Raw genomic sequence first — 13,034 nt, forward strand, 5'->3', positions numbered from 1 at the left:
TTTTCAAAAGATTGTCTATTAATTATCTTCAAGGGGTGACCGTTGCTATATGCGATCGCTAGGCATGCCAGTTCCAAGGGGAAAAGTCATTCATCGAGAGATAGAGCGTCACCTTCAAGAGATAAGGGGCCATCTTCGAGAGTTTGCATGCCACCTTCGAGAGATAGGAGGCCATCTTCGAGAGTTTGTATGCCACCTTCGAGAGATAGGAGGCCATCTTCGAGAGTTTGTATGCCACCTTCGAGAGATAGGAGGTCATCTTCGAGAGTTTGTATGCCACCTTCGAGAGATAGAGTGTCATCTTCAAAAGTTGGAATGCCATCTTCGTGATATTGGGTTCTTTTTACATTGGATTTGAATCAATAGCAGTGTTGCTGGAATTACCCCCGTATTTTACCACGATACACATTCCGGTGTGTGAATGCATATATTGTCAGGTAGATTGAAATGAACAACATCGGCAGTGTAATCCAGAACGGAATAATCTGCATGAGCCCCAGTATGTTCAAAAAGAATGCGACAATCGTGATGATTAGCAACAGGATAGGCAGTGAATCCTGCATGTACATCACTCCAATCATCAGTTTTCTATAATCTTTTCAGTAAATCATATGTTACAAATATTTGAATTAGAAGTATGACATTTTTGTGAACCAGAGGGCTAACTATTGCCAACTTTTAAGGCGGTTGATATAGTTAAATTGTGATATGAATCACAAACAAAAACCCCTTTGTTTATGATCATGAAACTTTCTCCCATCCCCCTTTGTTTAATACAAAGTCGGAGAACCCTTAAAGGATACACGCTGCCCCGTGTATCCTTTTTTACAATATAAACTAATAATCCTACCTAAAATTGGCATAGAACACCCGGGTGATTCATCACCCGGGTTGTGTACTGCTTAATAGTTCACAGCACTGTAGGAGTCAATCATCCCGTCTTCATAATAATATCCTGCACTGCCGATTGAATAAGCAGTATTTTCGATTGCCTGGCGAATTTCCACATTATTTCTGCCCTGTCCGGCAAGAAGCCCGGCTAGTCCTGCTACAGATGGTGAAGCCATGGATGTACCGGACATATATACATAGCGGTTATTTGGATAAGTAGAAGCGATATCCACACCAGGTGCCATTACGTCTACCCATGGTCCGTAATTGGAGAAACTGGCTATCTGATTGTTACTGTTGACCGCCCCGACAGCAAGTACGTTTTCATAGGAAGCGGGTTCGAAAGTTGTTGATACCCCGTCATTTCCCGCAGCTGCTATTATGACGCTGCCTTGGTTCCATGCGTAGTTTACCGCATTTTCCAATGTTTGTGTGTCACAGTTACATCCTAAAGACAGATTAATGACTTCAGCGTTCTGATTGGCTGCATAACGGATACCATCTGCAATGTCTGCGAGGGATCCACTGCCTTGTGCATCCAAAACGCGCACTGCCAGAATTGATGTGTTTGGTGCCATGCCGGCAATTCCGGTACTATTATTCGTTTCTGCAGCAGCAATTCCTGCCACATGTGTGCCATGTCCATTTTGATCCATCGGACGGTAGTCATTTTGTACAAAGTCATACCCTAGAATTGTTTTGTTATCCAAATCCTCATGTGTGTAGTCAACACCTGTATCTAAAACGGCGATTTCCTGGCTGGAATCTCCACGAGCGATATTCCAGGCACTATCGGTATAAGTTGTAAAAAGTCCATATTGATAACCCGGAGTTGCGTAGGTGTCATTTGGAGACCAGGTGACAGTCATCTTGTAGTTCGGTTCTGCATAAGCAACATTAGGATTTTTATTAAGTGCCCTCACAACTTTCTTAACGTTTCCGACTTCCAGTACTTTAAAAGGGGACTTAACAGTATCCAAGTCAGGTTTGGCTTTTGCATTAAGTCCTTTTAAAGCATGATTTTGCGACTTCCCGGATGTTCCTTTTTTAAATTTGACGATAACTTCACCTTTGACATGTGCATCTTTTTCGATCTTTTTGGCAGCCTCAGGTAGTTTTGTTTGCAATTCATCGGCTGCTACACCGTTGCCGAATGTCAGGACCGCTATCATCATTGCAATGAGCAGCCCGCCAAAATACTTCAACTTCATACAAATCTCCTCCTTTTTTGATTCACCTGTAAAATTCGCAAAATGGGGGACAGAATCCTTCCAAATTCAGTTGGGAAAGAACATGTAAAATTAAATCGAGATTTGTAAACTATTGAACTATTTATTTCTTAAAATGGAAAATAAACGAGCATATATAAGCTCCGGAATGACTGATATAGAAGGGATGGGGAAAGCACATCGTAACTTTCCTGAAATGAGGAAATACAGTTTAATAAATCGACAATAACTTCCGATGAAGGCAATTTAAGCAGAAATTTGGTTAATATGTACCAGGTATTTTGTGCCTTTGATAGTACTTTATTGTATTTGTGGAAAGAAATTCTTAAAAATCAGTTGCAAGTAACGGAAGAGTATTTTAATAAGAACAAATAATTCAGTTAAAATATTTGCTGATATTTAATTTAGCAGAAAAGCCATATTATAGGTCAAAATTGTTGAAAATCATAGGCAGATAATATAATCACTTTTAAAAAATGTATAGTGATTCACAAATAATAAACCCGTTTTGATTATTCTTTTTTAAAACGGGCTCTTTACGTTTGATGGAAATTGCAGGTTTGCGAGGGAATTTTGATTATACTTTCTTATAGTTAATTTAAAGGAATTGACAAACTAATATTCAGCACATATAATATTGGTAAATTGTTCAATATAAACTAAATAAATTGAACAAATTGACCAAAAAGGTCTTTTGAAACTGAGCGGAAAGGATGACAGTGAATGGATAAAAATCAGGATATTCAAAAGGTAGAGCAGTCAAGGGATATTTTGATTAGTGCGATTGCGCAAACAATGGTCATATACGGGGTTACTCCTTCAGTTGGACGAATTTATGGTGTTCTCTATTATGCGGACAGGCCACTTAATCTTGATGAAATAAAAGACCAGGTAGCAATGAGTAAAGGCAGTGTCAGCACCGGTTTACGGGATTTGCTTGATACCGAAATGGTTATTAAGGTATGGAAAAAGGGTAACCGGAAAGACCATTATATCGCCGAAAAAGATTTTTTTAAAAACTTTTTTGCTTTCTTTGTTAAAAGGCTGAGACAGGAAAGAAGTATTATTTCGAGGGCAAATCAACAGGTGGAAGGTACCCTTAAAGAGATTGCTTCAGACAGTTCATCCGAGGAAGCCAAAAAGATGGCGCAAGGGGATTTGCAGGATATTGAACAAACAAAGATTTACTTTGATTGGACACTAAAATTGGCAAATGCCATGGAGACAGGAGAGATTTTTAAATCTTTTCCCATAAACAGCAAAGAGGGTGACGAAACTGGAAACGATTAAAACAGCCTTATTATTGATTGATGTACAAAAAGAGAGTGAGTTCGGTATTGAGGGAGTTCAGACAGCTATAGATAACACTGAAGCATTAATAGCTAAATGCCGGGAACTAGATATCCCTGTTATTTACACCCGGCAGATTAATCGGAAGGATACGATCGGCATGTCAAATGGAGAACCATTGGATGAACACGGAGAGCCGGTATTCTACAATGATGGAACGAATGCAGCAGATATTGTTGATCAAATAAAGCCGGAAAAGCAGGATATTGTTATTGATAAGTACCGGTGGAGTAGCTTCTACGACACAAGTTTGAATTTGATCTTGAAGAACATGGGAATAAAACATCTGATCATCGGAGGTTTTGTTACAGATGGATGTTTAATGACAACTGTTTTTGATGCGTATTTCCGTGACTATCAGGTTAATTTGGTAAAGGATATCTGTGGAACGACAAATGAGGGTGCACATATGTCGTCTATCATGATCATGGCAAACTGGATCTATGATATCACCATATATGACAGTACAGAACTAATAAATAAACTTTCAGGCAGGCCAAGCAAGTGTTGGCAATCGGAATATCCGGATCAACTGCAGTTTACGCCCGAAAACATGCGGCAGGTATTCAATAAGTTAAATGAATAATTTTTTCAAACAAATAGCGATAAACAACATGAGGAGGATAAATTAGTGCAGAAAAAAGTAAAACAAATTGTTACAGCGATTATGATTATGTGTTTGGTTGTGTTGTCAGCATGTGGAAACGGCGACAGTGGCAAAGAGGAAAGTAAGAATGCAGACAATGGCAATCAAAATCTTGGTCAGAAAGAATTAAAAATACCTTATGTAGCATGGGCATCTGCTATAGCAAGTAACCATGTAATCGAAGTTGTCCTTGAGCAAGCGGGTTATGAAGTGGAATTACTCCAGGTTAATTCAGGAGCAATGTATTCAGGGGTAGCTGATGGGTCAGCCGATGCAACAATAAGTGTCTGGCTGCCACATACAGATGCAGCTTACTGGGAGCAATACAAAGAAAATCTTGTGCATCTTGGTCCAAATCTGAAAGGCGCACCTCTTGGACTGGTTGTTCCGAAATATATGAAAATTGATTCTATAAAAGATTTGGCAAAAAATAAATATTCGATCGGGGATAAAACAGAATGGACAATTACCGGGATTGAACCTGGAGCAGGCCAAATGAAACTTACCGAAGAGAAAGTCATGCCTGCATACGGATTGGATAAATGGACGTTACAGGCAAGTTCTTCAGGTGCTATGGCGGCATCCCTAGGTGATGCGATTGCAAATAAAGAACCAATCGTTGTTACACTTTGGTCCCCACACTGGGCATTCTCCAAATGGGATTTGAAATATCTCAAAGATCCAAAAAACATTTACGGTGACCCTGATAATATCAATACACTTGTCCGGGAAGGGCTGAAGAAAGATGCTCCAAAGGCATATAAAATTCTGGATCAGTTCAGCTGGACAAAAAAAGATATTGGAGAAGTGATGGTGAAAATAAATAAAGGTATGAAGCCAGTTGATGCAGCGAAAGAGTGGGTTAAGAACAATCAGGATCTTGTCAGTGAATGGACAAAAGGAATTAAGTAACTTTAACTAATCAAAGACATTGTCTGCATAAAACAGGCAATGTCTTTGATTAGTGATTTGCAGGTTAAGGTTTGATATTTAAAACTCCAATAAAGATGTTGGTGAACTAATAAGGATTATATTCAACATGTAAAGGAATGACTTGCGCGGTGTTCCCTATACTCACTGGATATCCTGGTTTAATGATTGCTGTGGTCTGACTGAAGAACAAAAGGGTGATAAGTATCCGAGGAAATAGCGCCGCAGCAGTTTTGTTTTGTATATTCTTACCGTTAAATAATCTGAAACAAAAACCCCAAGCATCCAACCTCATGCTTCGGGTTTTACTGTTCCTCTTTATATTTCCAAAAGGTTCCGTACTTCACTGGAATTTTTTCCACGGTTTGCTGAAGCTGAAGCTTTTTCATTTCACGTTCGGCTTTTGCTTTTGTCCAATCATATACAACCGAGATTTCCTTTATTCCAACAACCTCGTAGTAGGACAGGAAATCCTCAAGTGGCGGTTTACTTGAGGGAACAGCGTTTTTCTGCAGGATCTGTTTCAGTACCTGAACGTATATATCATATGGATAGAGACCGGAAATCTTGATGCCCTGATCTTCCGTTGATGGATTAAAAAATACGATTGCAGGAATAAAATCAACGTCCATTTCTTTTGTCAGGTTCAAGTCGCTTTGGAATGCCTTTTTCGCTGTATCGGAGTATAGATCGTTTTCAAATTCGCTGACATCAAGTTTAGCAGACTTTGCACACTCAATCAGCACTTTTTCATCTGAGATGTTTTGTTTGGTAAGGAACAGACTTTCCTGTACTTTTCTGAGAAAAATCCGTCCAGCTTTTTTCCCTTGCAGTTCAGCAGCTTTGATTGCCAGTGATGCAATCCAGGGTGATGATACAGGGTTCTCAATCCACAGGTCACCGTCACAGCTCATGCCGGTTCGGGATGCTGTTTTCTCCCAGATATCTTTCAGACGTTTCGGTTTATCGAATTTATCTTTATTTAAAGCATCCAACTGCCCGCTGATAATCGGGCGGATGGTGAAAAAACGACCATATTCTATCGATAATTTTTTCAGAAATGGTTCCAGTGACCAGCACTCCGGACAAAGTGGATCAATAAATACGTAAATTTCGATTGGTTTCTGAACAAAATCAAAGTAGCTATATTTTGACGATGTGTGTGTCTGATTTGAGCTTTTGAGCTCAGATTGATTCCAACTCACATCGATTCTCCTTTCTATTACGGTGTGTTCATCATGTGATGTGCCGTCATGGTTAGTTTTTCAAATATAGCCGTGCGATAGGGTTCTTCAATTTGTGCTTCCTCTAGTGCGGCATCCATGCACTCCAGCCAGGCGTCTTTTCGTTCCGGTGTGATTTCAAATGGAAAATGACGCCTGCGCAGCATCGGATTGCCGCGTTCCTCGGAATAGAGTCTCGGTCCGCCGAAAAACTGTGTTAAAAATAACCGTTGTTTTCGCGCGGTTTCCGTTAGATCCTCCGGGAAAATTGGTACAAGCTTTGGATGTTTTCCTACTCGTTTATAAAATGCGGTTACTAATCGGTCTACAGAATCGAAACCGCCGATTGCTTCATACATTGTTCCAGGCCTTGTCATAGCTACAATCTCTCCTATAGGTTTGTATATATTGTAGCAACGTAAAATTTGATGGGCAACTAATCCGACTTTCCAGTAGTTGTTATTTATCCATTTTTTCCCTGAAAAAGCGTTTGATTTTATTTGGGGTCTCCCGTTTATTAATGTTATACCCACTTAGGATTTCATCAATCATTCGCTGACCGGCTTCTGCTGAGGCTGCTTCCAGCTCCAGCTCGTAATCAGCGGTATCGCCATACGTACTGTAATCGAGGACGAGCAGGACATCTTTGTAATTCAATTCGCGTCGCTCCGTTGTAAGGCTGCCAAAATAAATAAGATTTTCCGGGTCAATATGAAGTGCTTCCAATTGCCTGCGGACGTGCTGTTTCATCACGATTTGACCATTCAGCCATTGTTCCGCTTCCTGATCAGTTAATGGATCATGCGTTTCGAGCAGACCTTCCCGGTGCGGCTGCTTTAAGGTTAAGCTATAGGCCTCTTGCTTTTTCCGAATCCTAAGTGCAGACCCGTTTTCCTTCAGTTTGAAATCGGCAGTTTCAAAATAATAATTTGTCTGTGTTTGAGGTTGTGCCGGGAAAGGTAAACTATTTAAGAGACGTTCAAATTCAGTTTTTGTCAGCAAGTTTTTAAATTCAATTTCAATTTCCTGTGCCAACGTAATTTCCCCCGTATTCAAGAATTGTTATTATTTGCGTTTATTATCCCGAATGGCGGTTAAATTTGCAAAGATTATCCATTGGTATATGTTATGATAAAATGGAAAACAGAAGAGTAACAGGTGGTGGTGACCATGAATTGGAAAGCAATCCTTGCACCATATTCACAGGCGGTCGAGGAATTGAAAGTGAAACTGAAAGGGATTCGGGCACAGTTTGAGCATGAATCCAGTCATTCACCGATTGAGTTTATTACGGGAAGAGTTAAACCGATACCAAGTATTTTGGAGAAAGCCGAAAGCAGACGCATACCACTTGACCGTATTGAAGAGGAGCTTCAGGATATTGCCGGGGTTCGCGTAGTTTGTCAGTTCGTTGATGATATTTATACGATTGTAAAAATGATCAGATCACGCAAAGATCTGACGATTATTGAGGAAAAAGATTATGTTACGGAAAAAAAAGACAGTGGATACCGGTCGTTTCATATGATTATTGAATACCCGGTGGAAACAATTCACGGCGTGAAAAAGGTTGTTGCAGAAATTCAGATTCGTACACTGGCGATGAATTTCTGGGCGACCAATGAGCATTCACTTAATTATAAATATAAAGGGAGAATCCCATCTGAAATAAAAGAAAGGCTGCAGCGTGCTGCGGAAGCGGCTTTTAAACTGGATGAAGAAATGTCCAGCATTAAAAATGAGGTACAGGAAGCACAGCGCATATTCCATCGAAAGTAAGGAGAGAGAACCGTGAAGTATGTAATAGTGTCAAAGGGCGATGAACGATCCAAAACAATCAAAGGGACGATGAAACAATATTTGCAGGATTTTAATCTGGAATATGATGAGAAATATCCGGATCTGGTCATTTCGGTAGGTGGTGACGGAACATTTCTGGAGGCATTTCACCGTTATATTCATTGTTTGAAATCAACAGCATTTATTGGTGTACATACAGGACACTTGGGTTTTTATGCGGACTGGGTACCGGATCAGGTTGAAAAGCTGATCATTGAAATTGCCAAAACACCATTTCAAATTGTGGAATATCCGCTCCTTGAGGTGATCATCCGCAGCAAGTCTGGTGGAACGGAAGACAAATTCCTTGCGTTAAATGAGGCGACCATTAAAACGGCAGAAGGATCAGTCGTGTTCGATGTGGAAATTAAAGGGGAGCATTTTGAAACGTTCCGCGGCGATGGGCTGTGTGTTTCGACGCCATCCGGCAGCACTGCATATAACAAAGCGCTTGGCGGGGGGATTATCCATCCTTCGCTTGAAGCAATTCAGCTTACGGAGATGGCTTCCATCAACAACCGAGTTTTCCGGACAATCGGTTCACCGCTGATCCTTCCGAAGCATCATACATGTTTATTGAAGCCGCTGGTGGATCGCAGCTTTTTGATTACGATTGATCATTTTACTGAGAGCTATACAAACGTTAAATCCATCCAATGCAGGGTAGCCAAGGAGCGGGTCAGATTTGCCAGGTTTAAACCATTCCCGTTCTGGGACAGGGTTCGTGATTCCTTTGTCGCGGATGATGACAGTGACAGCATAAAACGATCTAATTCATAGACAGGCAACAATGGCAGGTGACATAGGTTGAAATGGACGATAGATAAAAAATGTGAGGGTTTGATGATCCGCTCTTATTTGCGGGAAATTCACGGTTTTTCCAGAAAGTTGATAAAATCGATCAAGTTTAATGGAGGGGAGATCCTCGTAAACGGAGAACGAAAAACGGTCCGGCACAAACTGACGGAAGGGGAAGTCCTCGCCGTTCATTTTCCCGCCGAGATGAAAAGTGAATATATGAATCCAGAACAAATTCCCCTGGACATCATTTATGAAGATGATGACATTGTGGTCTTAAATAAACAAGCAGGAATTGTAACAATCCCATCCGGCATTCATACATCCGGAACGCTCTCAAATGGATTGCTTTATCATTATGAAAAACATAACATTCCGTATACGGTTCATATTGTAACGAGACTGGATCGTGATACGTCTGGTCTGTTGCTCGTTGCCAAACACCGGTATAGCCATTCGATTTTGTCTGCGGCGCAAAAATCAGGGGCCATAAATCGGCGCTATAAGGCGATAATCGAAGGACAGTTATCAGACAAAGCCGGAACAATCCGGATGCCGATTGGCCGCAAGGAAGGATCCATCATCGAACGGACGGTGAGGGAGGACGGTAAGCACGCCGTAACACACTATCATGTACTCGAAGAAACCAGTGCACACTCCTTGGTCAATGTACAACTTGAAACCGGCAGAACACACCAGATTCGTGTACATTTTTCACATCTTGATCGTCCACTGGCGGGTGATGATTTGTATGGCGGATCTCATGAATTGATGAATCGACAGGCGCTTCATTGTGATTTTCTGTCATTTAAGCATCCAGTAACAAAAAAAGGAATGGAGTTTTCCATTCCTCTGACACAGGATATGCTGGGAGTGTTAAGACAGGAAGGGATGCAGGTATTGAGTAAACTGAAATAACTGCATTCCTGTATAGGATAGTTGTTTAGCACCATTTGCGATTGAGGCTGTAATCTATTATTATGACGATTATGCCTCTTTCTCATATAATACCTTTACATCGTTCTGCCTCTTCTCAGGGAGCATGTTGAATACGATATTCAGTGCTATTGCTGTCAGGCTTCCCGCCACAATTCCGTTGCTCGTTAAAATCTGGAAGCCCGAGGGAAGCTGGGCAAATAATTCAGGAGCTACTGTTACCCCAAGGCCAATTCCTGTCGAGCAGGCGATAATCATGGAATTTTCCTGCTTTTCACTAATAACGGTACTGAGAATTTTAATTCCCTGGAAAACGACCATCCCGAACATCGCAACCATTGCACCGCCTAAAACGGATTTCGGAATAATCGTGGCCAGTGCTGCGACTTTTGGCAAAAATCCCAGGGCGATCAGCATAACCCCGGTAAGCATGATAACTTTCCGTGAACGGATACCTGACATTTGAATTAATCCGACATTTTGCGAAAAAGTAGTATATGGGAATGCATTGAAAATACCGCCAATTACCGATGCAAGTCCCTCGGCCCGATACCCTTTCGTAAGGTCTTTTTCGTTTAAATCTTTATCGCAGATGTCCCCCAGTGCAAAATAAGTTCCGGTTGATTCCACAAGTGAAACAATGGCCACCAGCGTCATGGTCAGTACAGCCGACCATTCGAATGTTGGCAGACCGAAATAAAAAGGTTCGACGATATGAAAATAGGATGCCTGCTGAACAGCGGTAAAATCAACCTTTCCAATAAGCATGGCAATGATGGTGCCTGCTGTCAGTCCCAGCAAAATAGAAATGGATCGAATAAATCCGGTGGAAAAACGATAAATAAGAATGATAACGAATAACGTTCCAAATCCAAGTGCGATGTTTGATAGTGAACCAAAGTCATCAGCACCCTGTCCGCCACCTAAATTATTGATGGCTACCGGAATGAGGGTGATTCCAATGATCGTTACGATGGACCCGGTTACAACCGGCGGGAAAAATTTCACAAGCTTTCCAAACAAACCACTAATCAGCATCACGATTAATCCGGATGCAATAATGGATCCATAAATTGCTGAAATGCCAAATTCACTGCCAATGGCAATAATTGGCCCAACAGCTGTAAATGTACAGCCGAGAACGACAGGCAAGCCAATACCGGTAAACCGGCTGCTCATAATTTGCAATAACGTGGCGACCCCGCACATTAAAATGTCAATGGATACAAGGTATGTCAGTTCACTTGAATTGAAACCGAGGGCTCCGCCAATAATCAGCGGTACGACAACTGCTCCTGCATACATTGCCAATAGATGCTGAATGCCATGAGCACCTACTTTAAAGGTATTTTTCATTTCGAATCAACCTCCTCAAGAAATGTCACTTTCCTGTTTTTCAATGATGTGATGTTTGCAAGCGACTCCACCTGAATTCCATGCTCCTGTATCAGCTTCCCGCCCGGCTGAAAGCCTTTTTCAATCACAATTCCAATTCCGGCAATTGCTGCCCCGGATTGTTGGACAATATCAATCAATCCCATCGCAGCTTGTCCATTTGCCAAAAAGTCGTCCATTATCAGAATAGTATCCTCACTGTTAATAAAATCTCTAGAAACAGATATATCATTGGATTCATTTTTGGTATAGGAATAAACATTGGATATATAAAGGTTATCTGATAACGTTAAGGACTTGCGTTTGCGGGCGAAAATAACCGGAACATTCATGACAAGACCAGTCATCACAGCCGGTGCAATTCCGGAAGATTCGATTGACAAAATTTTTGTAATTCCTTGTCTCTGAAACCTTTCTGCAAATTCTTCACCAATTTCCTTCATTAATTGCGGATCAATCTGGTGGTTCAAAAACGCATCCACTTTCAAAACACTGTCCGATAACACTTTTCCATCCTGTAGAATTTTTTCCTTTAATGCGTTCATCCTGATGCTCCTTTTCATTTTGTGAAATTTAAATACGGCGGTTTCCCCTTAATGTACGGCGGCTTTCTGCTTTTATACAGCGAGTTTGGGCTGAAGTACGGCGCGATTAAACTTTTATACAGCGGATATTGGCTAAAGTACAGCGGGTGCATTTCTGGAGCGGTCTTAACCGCGTCCCAAACATCCAAACTAAAAAAGCTCGAAGGCCCGCTATTCACTCATTTATCATGAGTGGAATAACGTCCTTCGAGCTTTATCATCGAAAGAATCAGGAAAAAAGCATACCAGCCATGCCGCTTTTCCCCACATTTCCACCCATAGTCGGTTTATTTACGGTAAACCGGTAGAAACTTGCAGGCCATATTCCCGCGATTATATGAGTGAGTATTTATTTAGCCAATAGGGAGGTTTCAACCCTTGCCATAAGACAATTTTCAAAGAATGTCCTTATTATAACATGCAAAAAGGAGAATGCAATGCCGGATTCAGCGAAAGCTTATTCACAAATTATTCTGAGGAATAGTGAAACTTTTCTTCATGTAAAGGCTGTTCGGAAGGGACAGAGACAACCTCTTCCTCAGGCAGGCGAAAGGCAGTTAATTCATTTCCGAAAACACATCCGGTATCAATGTTGATTGTTTTTCCGATGATTCGGGGTTCTTTTACAGGGGTATGCCCATAAACAATCCAGCGATCGCCGTGATAATGCTGTGCCCAATCTCTTCTTATTGGGCGACCATCCGGATGAAATTTACCGGTAATATCTCCATACAAAACAAACGTTTTTACTTGTTTATCGGTTCTTCCGATATACGATTCTTTTATTCCTGCATGGGCAATAACGACATTTGCTTCCGGAAGCACTAAATAAAGTGGAGCATCCTCATACAGTTCGATAAACTTTTTCCTGACTTCAGTTTGCTCTGTTGCTGGCAGCGCTTTGTATTCTGCCACAGTCGTTTCCAGTCCATGGCGTTCCTGTACATTGTTTCCAAGAAAATACCGGTAAAGTTTATTGCAGTGATTTCCGGGAACATATTTCGCTGTTTTACGGACGATGACCATCTCGTAAACGAGCCGGATCAATGTTACGGAATACGGACCGCGATCAGTTATATCGCCTACAAAAACCGGCATTCTTCCCTCGGGATGAACATAGGAGTCCTGACTATTATTGTAGTTCATTTTCACAAACAGATGATGGAGCTCCTGCATGCATCCATGCACATCACCGATAATGTCCAATTTCATC

14 protein-coding genes and 1 riboswitch are annotated in these 13,034 nt (G+C 41.3%); of the genes, 6 read left to right on the forward strand and 8 right to left on the reverse strand.

Annotation, left to right across the window (positions count from 1 at the left end; genetic code table 11):
• Positions 1-380: 380 nt before the first annotated feature.
• Complete coding sequence (locus HUX68_RS00460; RefSeq protein WP_174612804.1) at positions 381-563, reverse strand: hypothetical protein; 183 nt, start codon at positions 561-563, stop codon at positions 381-383.
• A gap of 339 nt (positions 564-902) precedes the next feature.
• The gene (locus tag HUX68_RS00465; RefSeq protein WP_174612805.1) at positions 903-2,102 is read right to left on the reverse strand and encodes a S8 family peptidase; all 1,200 of its coding nucleotides are present in this window, start codon (positions 2,100-2,102) and stop codon (positions 903-905) included.
• A 741-nt stretch (positions 2,103-2,843) separates the two neighbouring features.
• On the opposite strand from HUX68_RS00465, the gene HUX68_RS00470 reads away from it, so the two are divergent.
• The 3 genes from HUX68_RS00470 to HUX68_RS00480 are packed head-to-tail and all read left to right on the forward strand — an operon-like array spanning position 2,844 to position 5,028.
• Positions 2,844-3,410 carry a GbsR/MarR family transcriptional regulator gene (locus HUX68_RS00470; RefSeq protein WP_174612806.1) on the forward strand — a complete coding sequence of 189 codons (567 nt, stop codon included), beginning with the start codon at positions 2,844-2,846 and terminating at the stop codon, positions 3,408-3,410.
• Positions 3,388-4,056: a cysteine hydrolase family protein gene (locus HUX68_RS00475; protein WP_217424783.1), complete on the forward strand. Its 669-nt coding sequence runs from the start codon at positions 3,388-3,390 to the stop codon at positions 4,054-4,056. Before HUX68_RS00470 ends, HUX68_RS00475 begins: the two co-directional genes overlap by 23 nt.
• A 45-nt stretch (positions 4,057-4,101) precedes the next feature.
• Positions 4,102-5,028, forward strand: a complete 927-nt coding sequence (locus HUX68_RS00480) for a glycine betaine ABC transporter substrate-binding protein (protein ID WP_174612807.1) — start codon at positions 4,102-4,104, stop codon at positions 5,026-5,028.
• A 323-nt stretch (positions 5,029-5,351) separates the two neighbouring features.
• Here HUX68_RS00480 and HUX68_RS00485 read toward each other — a convergent pair whose 3' ends face one another.
• The 3 genes from HUX68_RS00485 to HUX68_RS00495 all read right to left on the reverse strand — a co-directional run bounded on the left by HUX68_RS00485 (position 5,352) and on the right by HUX68_RS00495 (position 7,304).
• Positions 5,352-6,251 carry a ClpXP adapter SpxH family protein gene (locus tag HUX68_RS00485; protein ID WP_174612808.1) on the reverse strand — a complete coding sequence of 300 codons (900 nt, stop codon included), beginning with the start codon at positions 6,249-6,251 and terminating at the stop codon, positions 5,352-5,354.
• Between the two features lie 17 nt (positions 6,252-6,268).
• Positions 6,269-6,646, reverse strand: coding sequence for a globin domain-containing protein (locus tag HUX68_RS00490; RefSeq protein ID WP_174612809.1), 378 nt, complete (start codon positions 6,644-6,646; stop codon positions 6,269-6,271).
• An 82-nt stretch (positions 6,647-6,728) separates the two neighbouring features.
• Positions 6,729-7,304: a CYTH domain-containing protein gene (locus HUX68_RS00495; protein ID WP_174612810.1), complete on the reverse strand. Its 576-nt coding sequence runs from the start codon at positions 7,302-7,304 to the stop codon at positions 6,729-6,731.
• Between the two features lie 135 nt (positions 7,305-7,439).
• Here HUX68_RS00495 and yjbM point away from each other — a divergent pair, with 135 nt between their 5' ends.
• The 3 genes from yjbM to HUX68_RS00510 are packed head-to-tail and all read left to right on the forward strand — an operon-like array spanning position 7,440 to position 9,824.
• Positions 7,440-8,048, forward strand: coding sequence for a GTP diphosphokinase (yjbM, locus tag HUX68_RS00500; RefSeq protein WP_174612811.1), 609 nt, complete (start codon positions 7,440-7,442; stop codon positions 8,046-8,048).
• Positions 8,049-8,060: 12 nt separating this feature from the next.
• Positions 8,061-8,888, forward strand: a complete 828-nt coding sequence (locus tag HUX68_RS00505; RefSeq protein ID WP_174612812.1) for an NAD kinase — start codon at positions 8,061-8,063, stop codon at positions 8,886-8,888.
• 27 nt (positions 8,889-8,915) lie between these two features.
• The gene (locus HUX68_RS00510) at positions 8,916-9,824 is read left to right on the forward strand and encodes an RluA family pseudouridine synthase (protein ID WP_246206578.1); all 909 of its coding nucleotides are present in this window, start codon (positions 8,916-8,918) and stop codon (positions 9,822-9,824) included.
• Positions 9,825-9,893: 69 nt separating this feature from the next.
• Here HUX68_RS00510 and HUX68_RS00515 read toward each other — a convergent pair whose 3' ends face one another.
• From HUX68_RS00515 to prpE, 3 genes are all read right to left on the reverse strand, one after another.
• Positions 9,894-11,198, reverse strand: coding sequence for a nucleobase:cation symporter-2 family protein (locus HUX68_RS00515; protein WP_174612813.1), 1,305 nt, complete (start codon positions 11,196-11,198; stop codon positions 9,894-9,896).
• Positions 11,195-11,782: a xanthine phosphoribosyltransferase gene (locus HUX68_RS00520; protein WP_174612814.1), complete on the reverse strand. Its 588-nt coding sequence runs from the start codon at positions 11,780-11,782 to the stop codon at positions 11,195-11,197. The genes HUX68_RS00515 and HUX68_RS00520 overlap by 4 nt, the downstream gene beginning before the upstream one ends.
• A gap of 298 nt (positions 11,783-12,080) precedes the next feature.
• Positions 12,081-12,182: riboswitch (purine riboswitch) on the reverse strand.
• 107 nt (positions 12,183-12,289) lie between these two features.
• A complete protein-coding gene (gene prpE / locus HUX68_RS00525; protein WP_174612815.1) occupies positions 12,290-13,033 on the reverse strand; it encodes a bis(5'-nucleosyl)-tetraphosphatase PrpE in 744 nt (247 codons plus the stop codon).
• Between the last annotated feature and the right edge of the window lies 1 nt (position 13,034).

This window comes from Virgibacillus ihumii, assembly GCF_902726655.1.
Lineage (GTDB): Bacteria > Bacillota > Bacilli > Bacillales > Amphibacillaceae > Lentibacillus > Lentibacillus ihumii.